At 62.3% G+C, this 18,458-nt stretch carries 13 protein-coding genes; 5 read left to right on the top strand and 8 right to left on the bottom strand.

Features of this window, described 5'->3' with window-relative positions; all coding sequences use genetic code 11:
- Nucleotides 1–22: 22 nt before the first annotated feature.
- Nucleotides 23–1,630, bottom strand: a complete 1,608-nt coding sequence (locus tag ACH2DG_RS10010) for a carboxyl transferase domain-containing protein (RefSeq protein ID WP_395025857.1) — start codon at nucleotides 1,628–1,630, stop codon at nucleotides 23–25.
- 91 nt (nucleotides 1,631–1,721) lie between these two features.
- Here ACH2DG_RS10010 and ACH2DG_RS10005 point away from each other — a divergent pair, with 91 nt between their 5' ends.
- On the top strand, nucleotides 1,722–3,449 hold the full coding sequence (locus ACH2DG_RS10005) for a Na+/H+ antiporter (RefSeq protein ID WP_395025855.1): 1,728 nt from the start codon (nucleotides 1,722–1,724) through the stop codon (nucleotides 3,447–3,449).
- A gap of 106 nt (nucleotides 3,450–3,555) precedes the next feature.
- Here ACH2DG_RS10005 and ACH2DG_RS10000 read toward each other — a convergent pair whose 3' ends face one another.
- Nucleotides 3,556–5,295 carry an AMP-binding protein gene (locus ACH2DG_RS10000; RefSeq protein ID WP_395025853.1) on the bottom strand — a complete coding sequence of 580 codons (1,740 nt, stop codon included), beginning with the start codon at nucleotides 5,293–5,295 and terminating at the stop codon, nucleotides 3,556–3,558.
- Nucleotides 5,296–5,436: 141 nt separating this feature from the next.
- On the opposite strand from ACH2DG_RS10000, the gene ACH2DG_RS09995 reads away from it, so the two are divergent.
- The 3 genes from ACH2DG_RS09995 (at nucleotide 5,437) to ACH2DG_RS09985 (ending at nucleotide 9,003) form a co-directional block, all read left to right on the top strand.
- A complete protein-coding gene (locus tag ACH2DG_RS09995) occupies nucleotides 5,437–6,495 on the top strand; it encodes an AraC family transcriptional regulator (RefSeq protein WP_395025978.1) in 1,059 nt (352 codons plus the stop codon).
- Between the two features lie 184 nt (nucleotides 6,496–6,679).
- A complete protein-coding gene (locus ACH2DG_RS09990; protein WP_395025851.1) occupies nucleotides 6,680–7,360 on the top strand; it encodes a glutathione S-transferase family protein in 681 nt (226 codons plus the stop codon).
- A 14-nt stretch (nucleotides 7,361–7,374) separates the two neighbouring features.
- Nucleotides 7,375–9,003, top strand: coding sequence for an AMP-binding protein (locus ACH2DG_RS09985; RefSeq protein WP_395025850.1), 1,629 nt, complete (start codon nucleotides 7,375–7,377; stop codon nucleotides 9,001–9,003).
- Nucleotides 9,004–9,019: 16 nt separating this feature from the next.
- Here the strand turns inward: ACH2DG_RS09985 and ACH2DG_RS09980 are convergent, their stop codons facing one another.
- From ACH2DG_RS09980 to ACH2DG_RS09955, 6 genes are all read right to left on the bottom strand, one after another.
- Nucleotides 9,020–10,639, bottom strand: a complete 1,620-nt coding sequence (locus ACH2DG_RS09980) for a GMC family oxidoreductase (protein ID WP_395025848.1) — start codon at nucleotides 10,637–10,639, stop codon at nucleotides 9,020–9,022.
- Nucleotides 10,636–11,370, bottom strand: coding sequence for an ABC transporter ATP-binding protein (locus tag ACH2DG_RS09975; protein ID WP_395025847.1), 735 nt, complete (start codon nucleotides 11,368–11,370; stop codon nucleotides 10,636–10,638). Before ACH2DG_RS09975 ends, ACH2DG_RS09980 begins: the two co-directional genes overlap by 4 nt.
- Nucleotides 11,363–13,177, bottom strand: coding sequence for an ATP-binding cassette domain-containing protein (locus tag ACH2DG_RS09970; protein WP_395025976.1), 1,815 nt, complete (start codon nucleotides 13,175–13,177; stop codon nucleotides 11,363–11,365). The genes ACH2DG_RS09975 and ACH2DG_RS09970 overlap by 8 nt, the downstream gene beginning before the upstream one ends.
- Nucleotides 13,178–13,179: 2 nt before the next feature.
- Nucleotides 13,180–14,100, bottom strand: coding sequence for a branched-chain amino acid ABC transporter permease (locus tag ACH2DG_RS09965; protein ID WP_395025845.1), 921 nt, complete (start codon nucleotides 14,098–14,100; stop codon nucleotides 13,180–13,182).
- 72 nt (nucleotides 14,101–14,172) lie between these two features.
- Nucleotides 14,173–15,372, bottom strand: coding sequence for an ABC transporter substrate-binding protein (locus ACH2DG_RS09960; RefSeq protein WP_395025844.1), 1,200 nt, complete (start codon nucleotides 15,370–15,372; stop codon nucleotides 14,173–14,175).
- Nucleotides 15,373–15,484: 112 nt separating this feature from the next.
- The gene (locus ACH2DG_RS09955) at nucleotides 15,485–16,972 is read right to left on the bottom strand and encodes a PLP-dependent aminotransferase family protein (RefSeq protein ID WP_395025843.1); all 1,488 of its coding nucleotides are present in this window, start codon (nucleotides 16,970–16,972) and stop codon (nucleotides 15,485–15,487) included.
- A gap of 185 nt (nucleotides 16,973–17,157) precedes the next feature.
- Between ACH2DG_RS09955 and ACH2DG_RS09950 the strand changes: the two genes are divergently transcribed.
- Nucleotides 17,158–18,447 carry a hydroxymethylglutaryl-CoA reductase, degradative gene (locus tag ACH2DG_RS09950; protein WP_395025841.1) on the top strand — a complete coding sequence of 430 codons (1,290 nt, stop codon included), beginning with the start codon at nucleotides 17,158–17,160 and terminating at the stop codon, nucleotides 18,445–18,447.
- Nucleotides 18,448–18,458: the final 11 nt, after the last annotated feature.

Raw genomic sequence — 18,458 nt, 5'->3', positions numbered from 1 at the left:
AGCGGCCTGAAACATCCAGAACTTACATACGGAACACGCCGAACCGGGTGTCTTCAATCGGCGCGTTGCGCGTGGCCGCCAGGCCCAGCGCCAGCACACGGCGGGTGTCGGCCGGGTCGATCACGCCGTCGTCCCACAGGCGGGCCGATGCGTAATACGGATGGCCCTGGTCTTCATACTGCTGGCGGATCGGGGCCTTGAAGGCCTCTTCTTCCTCGGCACTCCACTGGCCGCCCTTGGCTTCGATGCCGTCGCGCTTGACGGTTGCCAGCACGCTGGCCGCCTGCTCGCCACCCATCACGCTGATGCGCGCGTTGGGCCACATCCACAGGAAGCGCGGCGAATATGCACGACCACACATGCCGTAGTTGCCAGCACCGAAGCTGCCGCCGATGATGATGGTGAACTTGGGCACGCTTGCCGTGGCCACCGCCGTCACCAGCTTGGCGCCATGGCGGGCGATACCTTCATTTTCGTACTTGCGCCCGACCATGAAGCCGGTGATGTTCTGCAGGAACACCAGTGGAATCTTGCGCTGGCAGCACAGCTCGATGAAGTGCGCACCCTTGACCGCCGATTCGCTGAACAGGATGCCGTTGTTGGCGATGATGCCCACCTCCATGCCTTCGATACGGGCAAAGCCGCACACCAGGGTGGAGCCGAAGCGGCTCTTGAACTCGTCGAAGTCGCTGCCGTCGACCACGCGGGCAATGATCTCGCGCACATCAAAGGGCTTGCGGGTGTCGACCGGAATCACGCCGTACAGCTCTTCGGCCGGATAGGCCGGTGCCTGCGGCGCCCGGTCCGCCGCATTGGTGGCCTTGGCCTTGTTGAGGTGGCTGACGGCCTTGCGCGCCAGCGCCAGCGCATGGGTGTCGTTGTCGGCCAGATGGTCGGCCACGCCCGACAGGCGTGTATGCACATCGCCGCCGCCCAGGTCTTCTGCGCTCACGACTTCGCCCGTGGCGGCCTTCACCAACGGCGGGCCGCCCAGGAAGATGGTGCCCTGGTTCTTGACGATGATGGACTCATCGCTCATCGCCGGCACATAGGCGCCACCGGCCGTGCAACTGCCCATCACCACGGCGATCTGCGCAATACCCTGGGCCGACATGTTGGCCTGGTTGAAGAAGATGCGGCCGAAATGCTCGCGATCAGGGAAGACATCGTCCTGGTTGGGCAGGTTGGCGCCACCCGAATCGACGAGGTAGATGCAGGGCAGGCGGTTTTGCGCTGCAATTTCTTGCGCCCGCAAATGCTTTTTTACCGTCATCGGGTAGTACGTTCCCCCTTTGACCGTGGCATCATTGCACACGATCATGCAGTCCACGCCACTGACACGGCCCACACCGGCAATCAGGCCCGCGCCGGGGGCATCGTTGTTGTACATGTTGAGAGCCGCCAGCGGCGCCAGCTCCAGAAAAGGCGTACCGGGATCGAGCAGCATCTGCACGCGGTCACGCGGCAGGAGCTTGCCACGGCCCACATGCTTGGCGCGCGCGGCCTCGCCACCGCCCAGGGCTATCTTTGCAGCCTGGGCACGCAGATCATCCACCACGGCCCGCATGGCTTGTGCGTTGGCCTGAAAATCTGCTGATCTGGCGTTCAGCTGTGTACCAAGTTTGCTCATGCTTGTCCTCTTTTCTAGTCTAATGTTCCAGCGTTCTCTTCAGAATCGCGTTTTCTTTCAGAATAGTCTGTAACTATAAAAACCACAGACCATGCATACCGTTGAAACTGTCCTGCTCGTGCTGATGATCGGTGCCGTCACCGGCATCATTGCGCGCTACATCCGAGCCATTCCGCTGCCGCTGATACAGATCATGCTGGGGGCTGTGCTGTCGTGGCCCCAGAATGGCCTGCACATTGATTTCGATCCCGGCCTGTTCATGCTGCTGTTCATTCCGCCGCTGCTGTTTGCCGACGGCTGGCGCATTCCCAAGCGCGAGTTCTTTGCGTTGTACCAGCCTATTTTGAAATTGGCATTCGGGTTGGTGCTGTTTACCGTGATCGGCCTGGGCTACCTGATCCACTGGATGATTCCGGAGATGCCGCTCACCGTGGCCTTTGCGCTCGCCGCCGTCATCTCGCCGACCGACGCCGTGGCGGTATCGGCCATTACGCGCAACCTGGGCATGCCAGCGCACACCATGCATGTGCTCGAAGGCGAATCGCTGCTGAACGACGCCTCGGGCCTCGTCGCCTTGAAGTTTGCCATTGCCGCCACCCTGACAGGCCTGTTCTCGTGGGCCAAGGTGACGCAGGAATTTCTGTGGATTGCCCTGGGCGGCCTGGGTGTGGGCGCCGTCGCGGGCTGGGGATTCAGCTACCTGCGCGAGACCGTAACCCGCCGCCTGGGCGACGTGGCCGCCACACAGATGGTGCTGCTGCTGGTGCTGCTGCCCTTTGCCGCCTACCTGCTGGGCGAAGAAATTGGCGTATCGGGCATACTGGCCGCCGTCGCGGCGGGGGTGGCCACCAATTTTGGCGACCTGAACCGCGCCGACTACATCTCCGAGCGCATGCAGACGGCAGGCACCTGGGCCATGGTTGAATCGGCCTTCAATGGCGCCATCTTCCTGCTTCTCGGGTTGCAGCTTCCATCCATCATTGGCGTTACCCTGCGGGATGCGGGCCACGACTGGTGGATTCTGGTGGGCTATGTAGCCATCATTTCGGTGGCGCTGCTGGTGTTGCGCTGGATCTGGTTGATGCTGGGCGTGCGCAGCAGTCTGCACAAGGCGCACAGGGCCGGCAAGCTGGTGGAAAAGCCCGATATGTGGCTGAACCTGGCTACCACCCTGGCAGGCATCCGCGGTGCGGTCACCTTGGCCGGTGCACTGTCCGTGCCCTTGCTCCTGAACAATGGCCAGCCTTTTCCGGCGCGCGACATGCTCATTTTCCTGGCCACTGGCACCATTCTCTTCACCCTGGTGATCGGCAGCATCGGCTTGCCGCTGGTACTGCGACGCGTGCCCAAGGTGAGCGAGCCCGAATCGGTGATCGAAGAGCGCCAGGCACGCCTGGCCGCTTGCCGCGCTGCCATCAACAGCCTGGCGATCAACGAAGAAACCACTGCCCAGCAACCAACCGAATGGCAGGCTCAGCAGCACGAGATCGAAGGCCGCATCGCCCGCGAATACCGCAACCGCATCGACATGCTGGACGAAGACCGCTCGCCCGATGCCGCCGACGCGCCCGATGCCGCGAGCCCCGAAGCGGTGCAACAGCGGCGTGAACGCTATGTGATGGAGTTGGAGATGCGGCTCAAGTGCATCAAGGTGGAGCGGCACACGATCTATGCCGAACGCCAGCACAACCGCATCAATGACGAATCCCTGCGCAGCCTGGTGCAGGAGCTCGATCTGAGCGAAATCACCCTGCGAAAACGCCTGGATGTGGCCCGCCGCGCCGCCGCCAAACAAGCCGCCAAGCGGGAGAGCCCCTGAAAAACGTAGCTGCTGGCGCGCATGGCAAGCCATTTTCAGGCTTACCCCAGTCTGAGAATATGGATTGACGCGCGCCACAAACTCACCTTTTAGTGCAGTCCGGCCTTCAGGCCGTCTTGGCGATTTCCAGCTTCAGCGACTCGATCATCGCCTCGCGGATCTTGAACTTCTGGATCTTGCCGGTGACCGTCATCGGAAATGCGTCGACAAAGCGGATGTAGCGTGGCACCTTGTAGTGCGCAATGCGGCCCTTGCAGTAGTCGCGTACATCGTCCTCGGAGAGCGACTGCCCTGCCTTGGCGATCACCCAGGCGCACAGCTCCTCACCAAAGCGGCTGTCGGGCACGCCCACCACCTGCACATCCTGCACCTGGGGATGGGTGTAGAGAAATTCTTCAATCTCGCGCGGGTAGATGTTCTCGCCGCCGCGGATCACCATGTCCTTCATGCGACCGACGATGTTGACGTAACCCTCCGTGTCCATCGTGGCCAGATCGCCGGTATGCATCCAGCCTTCCGCATCAATGGCTTCCCGCGTCTTGGCGTCATCGCCCCAGTAGCCATGCATCACCGAATAGCCGCGCGTGCACAGCTCGCCCGAGATGCCATTGGGAACCGTCTCGCCCGTTTCCGGGTTGATGATCTTCACTTCCAGATGCGGCTGCACCTTGCCCACTGTGGAGACGCGCTTGTCCAGCGGAGTGTCGGTGGAGCTTTGGCAACTGACCGGGCTGGTCTCCGTCATACCGTAGGCGATGGTGATTTCGGACAGGTTCATTTCGCTGACCACACGCTTCATCACCTCGATCGGGCAAGGCGAGCCCGCCATGATGCCGGTACGCAAGGTGGACAGATCGAACTCCGAAAAACGCGGGTGGTCCAGTTCGGCGATGAACATGGTAGGCACGCCGTGCAGGCCTGTGCACTGCTCGGCCTGCACCGCTTCCAGAACGGTGACCGGGTCAAAACCATCGTTTGGATAGACGATGGCCGAGCCATGCGTCATGCATGCCATGTTGCCCAGCACCATGCCAAAGCAATGGTAGAGCGGCACGGGAATGCAGAGCCGGTCTTGCTCCGTCAGCTTCATCGCTTCGCCAATGAAATAGCCGTTGTTGACGATGTTGCGATGGGTGAGCGTTGCGCCCTTCGGAAAACCCGTGGTGCCACTGGTGAACTGAATATTGACCGGATCGTAGGGCGTCAGCGTCCTGGCGATCTCTGCAATCTGCGGGTCCTGGACATCACCCATGGCGATGAAGCGCGAGAAGCGCTCCATGCCGGGTTGCTCGCTACCTTGGGGCACACCTGAGCCGGCAGCACCTGAGCCGGCCGCGTCAATCCACACCACCCAGCGCAGGTCGGGCAGCTTGGCGCTGTGCAGCTGGCCGGGTTGGCTGGCGGCCAGTTCAGGGGCCAGCTCGCGCACCATGCCCAGGTAATCGCTGGTCTTGAAGCGTTCCATCACGAACAAGGCCTTGCACTGCACCTTGTTCAGCGCATATTCCAGCTCGGAGGTCCGGTAGGCCGGGTTGATGTTGACCAGGATGATGCCGACATGCGCTGTGGCAAATTGCAGCAAAACCCATTCCACATTGTTGTGCGACCAGATACCCACGCGGTCGCCCTTCTGGATGCCGGCGCGCAACAGCGCGCTCGCCAACTGAAAGGACTGCGCCAGCAGTTGGCGGTAGCTCAGGCGGATATTCTGGTGGCGGCTGATCAGCGCATCGCGGTCGCCAAAACGGGCAGCGGTATCCACCAGTTGCTGCCCGATGGTTTTGTCCAACAGGCGCGGCTCTGTGGCGCCGCGCGCGTAGCTGGTCGTCAAAGCGATGTCGCTCATGCTTGTCTCCTGTCTGCAAAGCGCTGCGCGCGCCTGCGTATCTGGTATATCTTGATTGCGCACCAGCATACGCCAGCGGGCCGCGCAAATGGTGGCAGGCAGGTTGCAAAAGTCGCCAGTACAATCAACGTTTGCTGGCAGATTTTCGTCCCACCCATGACCAAGCCGCTTCCGTCATCCGCAGTTATCCATCATCCCGCTGTTACGCCCATGGCTTTTGTGCGCGCGATTGCACGGGCCTACCAGCATCGGGGCCTGAATCCGGACAAGGCCTTGCATCTGGCGCAAATTGATCCCTTTGCGGTCGAACAGGATACCGTGGGCATCACCGCCTTGCAGTTCGAGACCCTGTCCGATGCCGCCATGCAGGAGCTGGACGACGAGGCCCTGGGCTGGTTCAGCCGCCGACTGCCCTGGGGCAGCTACGGCATGCTGGCACGCGCATCCCTGACCAGCCCGGACCTGGGTGTGGCCCTCAAGCGCTGGTGCCGCCACCATGGCCTGCTGACAGATGACCTGCAGCTCAGCCTGCAGGTGCATGGCAACACGGCCACGCTGGAGATTGTCGAGCACGCGGGCCTGGGCGAGCTGCGCGAGTTCTGCCTGGTATCGATGCTGCGCAACATCCACGGCCTGTCGAGCTGGTATGTGGATTCGTCGCTGCCGCTGTTCAAGGTGGCGCTGCCGTTTCCCGCCCCCGGGCATGCCGATGTGTATTCGCTGCTCTTTCCCGGAGAAGTGCAGTTTGACGCGCCGGTCACCAGCATGCAGTTCGATGCACGCTACCTCGCCTTGCCCATTGCGCGCGACGAAGCCGCCTTGCAGCGCATGCTGCAGCGCGCCCTGCCGCTGACGGTGCGCCCCTACCGCCGCGACCGTCTGATGGTGCAGCGCGTGCGCCAGTTGCTGGCTGCAGACCCATCTGCCATGCACAGCGCAGAAACCCTGTCAAAGAAACTGCATCTGTCGCTGCGCACCCTGCACCGCCAGCTCAAGGACGAAGGCGCTTCACTGCAGGCCCTGAAGGACGAAGTGCGGCGCGAACGCTCGCTCACCCTGCTGCACCGCACCAACCGCCCGATCAAGCAGATTGCGCAACTGGCGGGGTTCAGCAACGACAAGAGCTTCATCCGCGCGTTTCGCACCTGGATGGGCATGTCCCCCGCCGAATACCGCAAGAGCACCCGGCCACCGGCATGAAGCATGCGGCATGAAGTGCAACCTGGCTGACACCTAGAAGAACCCCGCCACACCCCATCCATGCCAAGATGCTGCAATAACGATTGCACGACTTGCGCAAATACAAACCAGGCCAGATCGGCAGCCGGTGGGCATATCCACCGTGCACCATGGTTTGCGCGGGTCCTCAACAGGAGACATTGCCGTGATGGAGCTCTACCACTGTGTCAGCGCGCGCTCGTTTCGCGCGCTGTGGATGCTGGAGGAACTGGGCCTGCCCTACCAGTTGCACATGCTGCCCTTTCCGCCACGCGCGCTGGCCAAGGACTACCTGGCTCTCAACCCGCTGGGCACGGTACCTCTCCTGATCGATGGCGCCACACGCATGACCGAGTCCAGCGCCATCTGCCAGTACCTGGCGAGCAAGGCACCAGCACAGCAGATGAATGTTGCCCCCGATGACGCCGCTTATGGCAGCTATCTGAATTGGCTGTACATGTCTGACACCACCCTCACCTTTCCACAGACACTGGTGCTGCGCTATTCCTTTTTTGAGCCCGCCGTGCGACGCCAGCCCCAGGTGGCCGAAGACTATGAGCGCTGGTTTCTGGGCCGCCTGCGCGCGGTGGAGGCGGCCGCGCAGTCCTTGCCCGCAGACCAGCCTTATCTGTGCGCGGGGCGCTTCACGGCTGCCGATGTGGCCATCGGCTACGCGCTGATGCTGTCCGACTACCTGGGCATGAGCGCCCAATGGGGCCCGGCCACGCAGCACTATTGGATGTGCCTGCAGCAGCGCACTGCATTCTTGCGCAGCCTGGAGGTCGAAAAGCAGGCTGCCTTGGCCCAGGGGGTCGATCCGATACCGTCACCGCTGATCAGGCCTTGACGAGGGAGCACCACATGATTGACATCCACGACCACACCACCATCGGCCAAGCGCTGGCAGCCGCCGTTGCCAGATACAGCGACCTCAGCCTGCTGGCGGTTCCTGCCAACCCAGGGCGCAGCTATCTGCCCGAGGGCCGCGAGTTCAGCTACGCCGAAGCAGGCAGGCTGATTGATGCACTCAAGACGCTTTACCAGGCAGCAGGCTATGGCGTGGGCCACCGCGTGGGACTGCTTCTGGAGAGCAGGCCCGAGCATATGCTGCACAAGCTGGCGATGAACAGCCTGGGCATCTGCTGCGTGCCCATCAACCCTGATTACAAGCGGCGCGAGCTGAACTACCTCATCGACCACGCGCAGCTGGATATGATCGTCTGCCTGCCCACACGCCTCGCGGCGGTGCAGGAATCGCTGCAGGACACGCGCACCCAGCCCAGCATCGTCACCACCGATCCGGAAAGCTACACCGCACTCACCCTGCCCCCGGCCCAGCGTCCAGCCCAGGGCGCGGTCACCGCAGACACGCCCGCCAGCATTCTCTACACCTCCGGAACCACCGGCCAGCCCAAAGGCTGCGTGCTGTCGCATGCCTACGAGCTGGCGGCTGGCAAATGGTATGCGTCCCACCCCGGCTATGTGTCGGTGCAGGAAGGCAAGGAGCGCCTTTTCAATCCGCTGCCACTCTTTCATGTGAATGCGTCGATCCTGTCCTTCTACTGCATGCTGCTGTCGGGTGGCTGCCAGATCCAGACCGACCGCTTTGCCCCCAGCCGCTGGTGGGAAGAAGTGGCCAGTACACGCGCCACCATCGTGCACTACCTGGGCGTGATCATTCCGCTGCTGCTCAAGCAGGCGCCGACCAAGTGGGAGCACAGGCACTGCGTGCGCTTTGGCTATGGCGCTGGTGTGGAGCCGCAGTTGCATGCGGCATTTGAAGCGCGCTTTGGCTTTCCGCTCATCGAGCTGTGGGGGATGACCGAGGTGGTGCGCACCATCTCCGACCATGGCGCCGATCGCCAGGTGGGCACACGATCCTTCGGCAGAAGCGCACCGGGCCTGGAAGTGATGGTGGCCGACGAAAGCGGCCAGCCCGTGGAACCCGGTACACCGGGCGAGATGCTGGTGCGCTACTCCGCCCAAACGCCGCGCAAGCACTTCTTCAGCGAATACCTGGACAATCCCGAAGCCACGGCCAAGGCCTGGGAAGGCGGCTGGTTCCACACCGGCGACGTGGTCGTGCAGGACCCGGGCGGCCTGCTGCACTTCATGGACCGGCGCAAGAACATCATCCGCCGCAGCGGCGAGAACATTGCCGCCGCCGAAGTGGAAGCCGTGCTGCTGTCGCACCCCAAGGTGCACCAGGTAGCCGTGCTGGCGGCCCCGGACGATATCCGTGAAGAGGAGGTGCTGGCCAGCATCGTGCTGTCTCCGGGTGTGGAGGCTGGCACCGCCATCTGCCAGGAACTGTTTGCCTTCTGCCAGCAGGAAATGGCTTACTACAAGGTGCCGGGCTGGTGGTGGTTCACCAGCGAGATCCCCACCACCGGAACACAAAAAATCCAGAAGCACCGCATTCTGGCCACCGGGCAGAGCGCGCAGACCCTGCCCAATGTGCTGGACATGCGGGCGCGCAAGAAACGCTGACGTTCCCCGCCATCCCTCAGCGGGCGTTGCGGATCATCTCGGCGCCCTTCTCCCCGATCATCATCGTGGCAGCACAGGTGTTGGCCGACGGAATCTCGGGCATCACCGACGCGTCCACCACGCGCAGATTGCGAACGCCGTGCACGCGCAACTGTGCGTCCACCACAGCACCCGCATCGCTGCGTGGCCCCATACGCGCCGTGCCATTGACGTGGTAAGAGGACACCCCGTAGCGGTAGATGAAATCCAGAATCTCGTCATCGGACTGCACCTGCGCACCAGGCATGGTTTCCGACTCGCGGAACGGCGCCAGCGCCTGGGTCTGCAGCAAGGCGCGGGCAATGCGCACACCGCGTACCAACGTCTGCCGGTCCTCTTCGTCGTCCAGATAATTGGGCTGCACAACCGGATCGGCCCAGGGGTTGGCGCAGGCCAGCGAAACACTGCCCATGCTTTGGGGACGGTGCTGCCACACGCCACAGGTCATGCCGGGAAACCGGTCGAGCATGCCCACATAGCCTTCGCGGTAGCTGGCGGGAGAGAAAACACCCTGCAGATCCGGCCGCGCCAGCCCTGGCTGTGACTGCCAGAACCAATGCACCACGGAAGGGCTGAGCGCCAGAATGCTGGGCTTGCCGCGCAGCCAGTCAGCCGCCTGCCCCCACAGGCGCGGAACGCGCGCCAGCTCATTGATGGTCACGGCATTCCTGACGCGAGCCACGAGGCGAATCGAGAAATGGTCTTTCAGATGCTGACCCACGCCCGTCAGATGCGCATGCGTCTCCACGCCCAGCTCGCGCAGCCGATGTCCATCGCCAATGCCAGATAGCATCAGCAGCTTGGGCGTATTGATCGCCCCTGCGCAGACAATCACCTCGCGCCGGGCGCGGACCGTACGCTGCAGACCCGCCCGCGTGTATTCCACGCCCGTCGCAGCAGCGTTTGCAATCTGTATGCGCTGAACCTGGGCGCCGGTCACCACCCGCAGATTGCTGCGCCGCTGTGCAGGCCGCAGAAATGCAGCGGATGTGCTAACGCGCCAGCCCCGGTCGATCGTGCGTTGAAAATAGCCGACGCCTTGCTGGCTGGCACCGTTGTAATCCGGGTTGAGCGGCATGCCCAGTTCTTGCGCACCTTGCAAAAAGGCTTCGCAGACCGGGTGCGGCCAGTGTGGGAGGGTCACCTTCAAGCTGCCCGCGTGTCCGCGCAACGCCGGGTCTCCACCATCGACAAAAGTTTCGCTGCGCTTGAAATACGGCAGCACCTCGTCATAGCTCCACCCTGGATTGCCACGCGCAGCCCAACCGTCAAAGTCTTCCCTTTGACCCCGGTTGTACACCAGCCCGTTGATCGATGTGGATCCCCCCAAGGTCTTGCCCTGGGGCAGGGGAATGCGCCGTCCTGCGGTACGCCCATTGGGCTCGGAGCTGAACTGCCAGGCCCGCTCCGGGTTGAAGATGACCTTGATGAACCCCGCAGGCAGCTTGAGGTAGGGGTGCCAGTCCGCCCCGCCTGCCTCCAGCACGCAGACGCTGACACCCGAATCCTCACTCAGCCGCGCGGCAACAATCGCGCCTGCCGCGCCGCTGCCCACAATCACATAGTCGAAGGTTTCGCTGGCGCCTGCCGCTGTCATGCGTGCGCCCCCAGGTAGGCAGCACGCACCTTGGGATCGCGCCGAAGCTCGGCAGCACTGCCTTCCAGCGTGAATCGCCCCGTTTCCAGCACATAGGCGCGATCCGCCACGCCCAGCGCCTGATTGGCCATCTGCTCCACCAGCAAGATGGTGACACCCTGCTGCTTGAGCTGCCGCACGATGGCAAATATCTCCTTGACGATCAGCGGAGCGAGACCCAACGAAGGCTCGTCGAGCAATAGCAACTGGGGGCGGGCCATCAGCGCCCGCGCAATTGCCAGCATCTGCTGCTCGCCGCCCGACATGGTGCCTGCCATCTGCTCGCGCCGCTCACTCAGGCGCGGAAAAGTGGCGAACTGCCGCTCGATGTCTGCCGCGATGGCCGCGGCCCCATCCCTGCGGTGGTAGGCCCCGAGCAGCAGATTGTCATGCACGGTCTGGTCTGCGAACACCTGACGGCCTTCCGGGCTTTGGGCAATGCCCAGCGGCACGCGCAGATGGCCGGGCATGCGGGTAATGTCCTGGCCAAGGAATGCAATCGAGCCCCCTGCTGCGGGCTCCAGACCCGATATGGCTTTCATGAGCGTGCTTTTGCCAGCACCATTGCCACCGATGATCGTCACCACCTCACCGGCATTCACATGCAGCGAAACGCCCTTGAGCGCCTGAACCGCCCCATAGTGCACCTGCAGCGATTCCACGCGCAGCAATGCAGTTGCCTGGTCAGACATGGAGGCCTCCTGTCGCATCGTTGCCATCTTCTTCCTCATCGCTGCCCAGATAGGCGGCGATCACGCGGGGGTTGCTCTGCACTTCGGCTGGCGTGCCTTCTGCGATCTTCTGGCCGTAATCCAGCACGATCACATGGTCGGAGACCGCCATCACCAGATCCATATGGTGCTCAATCAGCAGCACGGTGATGCCCAGATCGCGGATGCGTGCAATCACCTGCACCAGCTCCTGCGTCTCCTGCGGGTTCAGACCTGCAGCAGGTTCATCCAGCAGGAGCAGCTGCGGGTGCGTGGCCAGGGCGCGCGCCAGCTCCAAGCGCCGCTGCAGTCCATAGGGCAGGCTGCCAGCGATATGAAGCGCCTTGTCGCGCAGGTGGAGCCGGTCCAGAATCTGCAGCGCCTCGTCTCGCGCAGCCAACTCCGCGCGATGTGCCTTGCCCACTCCCAGCAAGCTTGCAAAAAAGCCAGCCTTGATGTGCGAATGCAGACCCACCTTGACGTTGTCGAGCACCGTCATGTCACTGAATAGCCGCAGATTCTGAAAGGTACGCCCCAGGCCCATGCGCGCAATCCGGTTGGGCGACACCCCGACAATGCCTTGCCCCGCGAACTGAATCGTTCCTCGCTCCGGCGTCACGATCCCCGAGAGGATATTGAGCAGCGTTGTCTTGCCCGCACCATTGGGGCCGATGAGCGAATGCACATGCCCGGGCCGAATCTGGATATCGACATTGTTGGTCGGCACCACGCCGCCATAGGCCTTGTACAGACCTTCACCGTCCAGCAGAGCGCCGGTGGCGCCAACGCCTGCAGAAGGCTTCAGTTGCCATGCAGGCAGGTCCGTCGGCAATTGCTCCTTGGGCACCAGCCTCGGCATGAACCTGCGCGCAAAGCTGCGCACGAATCCCGCCAACCCATTGGGCATGGCGTAAAGCGCAAAAAGCAGCAGGGCGCCATAGGTGAAATGCTGCACATCCGGCCAACGGGACAGCAGCGAATCCAGCAAGGTGAGCACCACTGCGCCCAGCAGCGGGCCATAGACCGAGTTACCCCCAAACAGTACGATCAGCAGGAAGAAGATCGACAGATTGAAGGTGATGAAGTCGGAATTGATGTACTGGTTCTGCTGCGCTATCAGCGCTCCGGCGATGCCGCAGGTGAACGCACTGATCACAAAGGCCAGCACCTTGAACTTGTACACGCTCACACCCACGCTTTCCGCCGCGACCTCGGCCGTGTTCACCGCCAAAAACGCGCGGCCGAACCGGCCATTCAGCAAATGGCGGAACATCACATGCAGCAGCACACACAGCGCCAGCACAAACCAGACCCAATGCTGGGTGCTGAACATCTGCCCACCGATCTGCAGCGGCACCACACCGTAAATTCCCTGCTGGCCTGCGAACACGTCCTGCCATTCAGAGACGATCTTCTCCACCACGATGCCAAAGCCAATCGTCACCATCGCCAGCGCCGGGCCTTTCACGCGCAGGGCTGGCAATGCAATGACCACGCCGAACAGACCTGCGAGCACACCAGCCGCCGCAAACGCAGCCCATGGATTCCACCCCCATCGAGCAGTCAGCAGGGCAACGGCATAGGCGCCCACGGCAAACAGGCCGGCATGGCCGAGCGACTTCTGGCCGGTGTAGTTCACCAGCACATTCAGCCCCGATGCGGCGATGTAGTTCACCCCAATCAGAAACACAATGCGCAGATAGAAATCATTGCTGGTCGCCAGCGGTATGGCCGCCACCAGCACGGCCACCACGAGCAGCCACAGGTAATGCTTGAACTCGCTGCGCATCATCAGACTTTCTCCACGATCTTCTGGCCCAGCAGCCCCTGGGGGCGCACCACCAGAACCACGATGATGAGCAAGAAAATGCTGATCTCGCGCAGCTCTGCCTGCCACAGCCCCACCAGCGCCTCAATCAGCCCCAGGATGAAGCCACCGAGCATGCAGCCGCGCGGACTGGTCAATCCACCCAGAATGGCCGAGGAGAACGCCTTGAGCGCCAGCGACATGCCCATGAACACCGACGCCGTGGTGATGGGTGCAATCAGCAGCCCGGCCAGCCCCGCCAGGCTGGAGCTGATGACAAACGCCAACACGACGATCGCAGACACATTGATGCCCATGAGGGTTGCGGCGCTGCCGCTTTGTGCAACGGCGCGCACTGCCTTGCCGATCCGGGTACGCCGCATGATGAAATCAAGGCTGAGCAGCACGGCCACACTGGCGACCAGCACCAGCACTTCCTGCGGCAGCACGCCTGCGCCGCCAATGCGGATCACATCGCTGCCCAGGGGCGAAGGCATCACCATGGGTGAAGGCCCCCAGATGGCCAGTGCCGTGTTCTGAATGATGATGCCGAACCCGATGGTGCTCATGACCCAGGCCATGCCGCCACGCCCCACAAACGGGCGCACCGCTGCGTAATAGAGGACCACGCCCAACACCCCCAGTACCGCCATCGTGCCAACGAGGCTGAGCAGGTAGCGGCCCAGCGTCACATCAGCGGGAATCAGCGTATCAGTAACATTCTTGCCCACCAGCAGCAACAGCACCGAGACCGCGACAAACGCGCCAGCCACCAGAAACTCGCCCTGGCCGAAGTTCAAGGTCTTGGTGGTATTGAAGGTGATGTTGAAACCCACCGCCACCAGGGCATAGACACTGCCCAACGCAAGCCCGCTGAAGACAGCCTGCAGTATTGAATCAAACATACTCGCCCCACGCACGTGCTGCAAATGACAAGGCCGCCGGGCGGCTCCATGACCGCCGCGGCCCTGAACGGCTTACTTCTTCAGGTCGGCAGGCTTGAGCGATTTGTAGACATCGTCCTCAAAACGCACCACTTCGCTGCCCTTCCAGCGCGCCAGGTAGAAGTCACTCACGCTCAGGCCTTCGTGGTTGGCCTTGCTGAATGGCTTGTCATAAGTCTTGATAACGCCCTCGGTCTTGGAGAGGTTCTCCAGTGCGGCAGCCACCTTTTCGCCATCGGTGCTGCCTGCCTGCTTCATGGCGGCAGCCAGCAGCATCACCGAATCGTAGGCCTGCGCGGAACATGGGAAGGTGGTGAGCGTCGGGAAGTTCACTCGCACACGTTTGCCCAACGACTTGGTCTTGTCCGAAGTGTCTTCGGTGGTGGATGCCGCCATGATCAGGTGCTCGGCGAGCTTGGTGCCCGCCATCTTGGGCAGGAGCGAGCTGAGGTTTCCCCAGGTTCCCAGGGTGATCGGCATGTAATTGATCTTCTCCATGCTGCGCAGCACCTGCGCGGCACCATCGGCAATGCCGTAGATGATCACGGTATCTGCGCCCGCCGCCTTGATCTTGTTGAGCTGTGAGGTCATGTCGGTGTCCTTGGGGCCGTACTTCTCGACCGCCACGGGCTTCACGCCGTGCAGCGCCAGAATGTCGGTCGCATCCTTGATGCCCCCTTGGCCATAACCGGTCGAATCCGCAAGAATCGCGATCTTCTTGTCCTTGGAGGCCTTTACCGCATAGGCGCCCAGCAATGCCACCTGCTCGCGATCCACCATGGAGATGCGGTAGAGGTAGTTCTGCGGCTCCTTGGCATAGCGCGTGGTGATCTCGGTCGCGGTACCAATCGGTACCACCACGGGCACTTTCTTCTGCTGCGGAATATGCAGCCATGCAAGCGCATTGCCCGAATTGGCAGGACCGACGATGCCACTGACCTTCTCGCTGTCGATCAGCTCCTGCACGGTCTGAATCGCCTTGGGCGGCGTTCCCTGGTCATCGCGGACCACGCCAACAACCTTGCGCCCCAGAATGCCGCCCGCCTTGTTGATGTCTTCAATCGCCGCCTCGAAACCCCAGCGACCTGCAATGCCAAGCTCCGCCACGCCACTGGCCGATTGGTCAGCGGTATAGCCGATCTTGATGTCCTGCGCCTGCGCCTGCGCAGAGAGTACGAAAACACTGGCGCCCAGTGCTGCGATTCTGGTGAGTCGATAGATGGTTCTGCTCATGCTTGTCTCCTTGCTTCGTTGTCAATTTCCTGGCCCCGGACTTCGCACCATTCGGCGGCGATGTGCGGCTCAATATAGTGGTTCCTCTTTCAAAGCCTCTTCTGGCTAACGCCTACGTAAGATTGCTTAGCAAACCCTTTCCCGGTGCATTTTCCAAGACGTTCAACCGGGCTCTGCTTCCGTCAACCACCACGGACTGTGCGTTTTTCTTCAGTGCCAACTGCGACTTCACCGCTGCCTGAAAGCGCGGATCCAGCATGGCTGCCACATTGCAGCGCGACCATGGCGATGGCGCTGCAGAGTCCAGATGGAATATGCGGCCCGGAGCCATCTTCACGCCATGCGCAAGAAGCACCTGCGCCCATTCCAGCGAATCCTCCACACCGGGAAACCGCACCCACAGGTATAGCGTCTGTGCACTGCGGGCAAACACCGTGCATCCTTGCTCATCCAGCCACTGCTGCGCCTGCGTGGTGGCTGCGCCCAGTTTCTGTCGCAGCTTGACCAGATGGCGCTCGTACCGGCCCTCGCGCAGCATCACGTCCACCATGCGCTCGCAATATTCCGATCCGCTCACATGAATCAGTGTCTTCAAATCCGCCAGGTCGCTGGCCAGCGCGGCGCTGCATGCCACATAGCCCACTCGCAAGGCCGCTGAGAAAGATTTGGAAAAGCTGCCAATGTAGATCGTGCGCTCCAGCTGATCGAGCATGGACAGGCGCACCGCCGAGGTCGGTTTGAAATCGGCAAAAGGATCGTCCTCCACAAGCAGCAGGTTGTGCTTCTCTGCCAGTTGCAGCAGCCGATAGGCCTTGTGCAGGCTGAGATCCGATCCCGTCGGGTTGTGTGCCAGCGACTGGGTGAAGAACAGGCGCGGGCGCTCTGTCTCCAGAATGCTTTCGAGCGCCGCAAGGTCAGGCCCATCGGCCAGTCTGGGGACGCCTATCACGCGCGCGCCCGCCAGCTTGAGTTTGCCAAACAACAGGTAGTAGCCCGGCTCATCCACCAGCACCGTCGCGCCCGGCGGCACAAAGTAGCGGATCACCAGATCCAGCGCATCATTGGCCCCCTGGGTGAGCAGCAACTGGTTCTGTGTCACCGACAGGCCCAGCACACCCAGCTTGCGCACCAGACTGTCGCGCAGGGGCGCATAGCCAAAGCGGTTGCCGTAGCGAAACAGCGAGCCCAGTCCGGTGCGCACCACCTTTTGGTGGTAGCGGTCCATTCGCATGTCTGCCAGCCATTCGATCGGCGGGAAACCATCCCCCACGGCAGCCACCTCCGGCTGGCGAATGAGTTGCTCGCGCGCCAGCCAGACCGTATCCATCGCGCGCACCAGCTGGCCGTTGTCCTCGTCAACGGCCTTGGCTTTGCGCAACTGGAGCGACACGTAAAAGCCAGAACCACGCCGAGGCTCCACCATGCCGCGCGAGACCAGCAGATCAAACGCCGACACCACCGTGTTCTTGGCATAGCGGTGTAGTTGCGCCAGCTCCCGCAGCGAAGGCAGCTTGTCACCAGGCTGGTAAATGCCGTTGGCGATCTGCTGGCCGATCAGATCGGCCAGCTTTTCAGCAATAGGGGCGCAGCGTCGAGACATGGTGGTGCGAAGTGTGTCCGAGAAAAGCCCGCTCCGGTACACCATTGGAAGCATTGCTGCACCGCAACGATGCTGTTTGCCCAAACTGTACCTTTTTTGAAAGGTACAGCTTCCATACAGTTCGAGCCATTGTTTGACGCCGCGTGGGTGATGTAGCGGCAATTTTTTTTGGACACTCCTTGAATATGGCCATCGACTCTCGACTCCCCAATTTCCGCGCCCTCACCCCTGCACAACGCTGGGAACACATTGCACAGGCCTGCCAGCTGAGCGACGAGGAACGCGCACTGATCGCCCGGCCCGGCGCACTTCCGCACACATTGGCCGATGGCATGATCGAGAACGTGATCGGCACCTTCGAGCTGCCCATCGGCGTGGCCGGCAACTTCCAGATCAATGGGCGCGACGTGCTCGTGCCGCTGGCCGTGGAAGAGCCGTCCATCATCGCAGCGGCGTCGTACATGGCCAAGCTCGCACGCGACAGCGGCGGCTTCCAGACTTCGAGCACCCAGCCACTGATGCGTGCACAGGTACAGATTGTTGGGCTCAGCGACCCTTACGGAGCACGGATTGCGCTCTTCCAGGCGCGAGACGAGATCATTGCGCTCGCAAACAGCCGCGACAAAGTACTGATTGGCCTGGGCGGCGGCTGCAAGGACATTGAAGTGCATGTGTTCCCCAGTTCGCCGCGCGGCCCCATGGTGGTGATGCACCTGATCGTGGATGTGCGCGACGCCATGGGCGCGAACACGGTCAACACCATGGCTGAATCGGTATCACCGCTGGTGGAAAAGCTGACGGGCGGCTCGGTGCGCCTGCGCATCCTGTCGAACCTGGCCGACCTGCGCCTCGCCCGCGCCCGTGTGCGCCTCACGCCTCAAACCCTGGCCACCCAGGAGCGCAGCGGCGAGGAGATCATCGAAGGCATTCTGGATGCCTACACCTTTGCCGCCATCGACCCGTACCGTGCCGCCACCCACAACAAGGGCATCATGAACGGAATCGATCCCGTGATCGTCGCCACCGGCAATGACTGGCGTGCGGTGGAAGCTGGCGCGCACGCCTATGCCTGCCGCAGTGGCCACTACACCTCGCTCACCACCTGGGAAAAGGACAACAGCGGCGCGCTGATAGGCACCATCGAATTACCCATGCCAGTAGGCCTGGTCGGCGGCGCGACCAAGACACACCCGGTGGCGCGCCTGGCACTCAAGATCATGGGTGTTCAATCGGCACAGGAACTGGGCGAGATTGCAGCCGCCGTTGGCCTCGCCCAGAACCTCGGTGCGCTACGCGCACTTGCTACCGAAGGCATTCAGCGCGGCCACATGGCGCTGCATGCCCGCAACATCGCGCTGGTGGCAGGCGCCGTAGGTGAAGAGATCGACCAGGTGGCACGGCGCCTGGCCGCAGAACACGATGTGCGTACCGACCGAGCGCTGGAGGTGCTGGCGCAATTGCGCGCCACACAGTAAGCGCCCCGTTC

This window comes from Comamonas odontotermitis (assembly GCF_040396735.1).
GTDB lineage: Bacteria > Pseudomonadota > Gammaproteobacteria > Burkholderiales > Burkholderiaceae_C > Comamonas > Comamonas odontotermitis_C.
The sequence above is the reverse complement of the archived record's forward strand: the minus strand, read 5'-3'. Positions and strand labels throughout refer to the sequence as shown.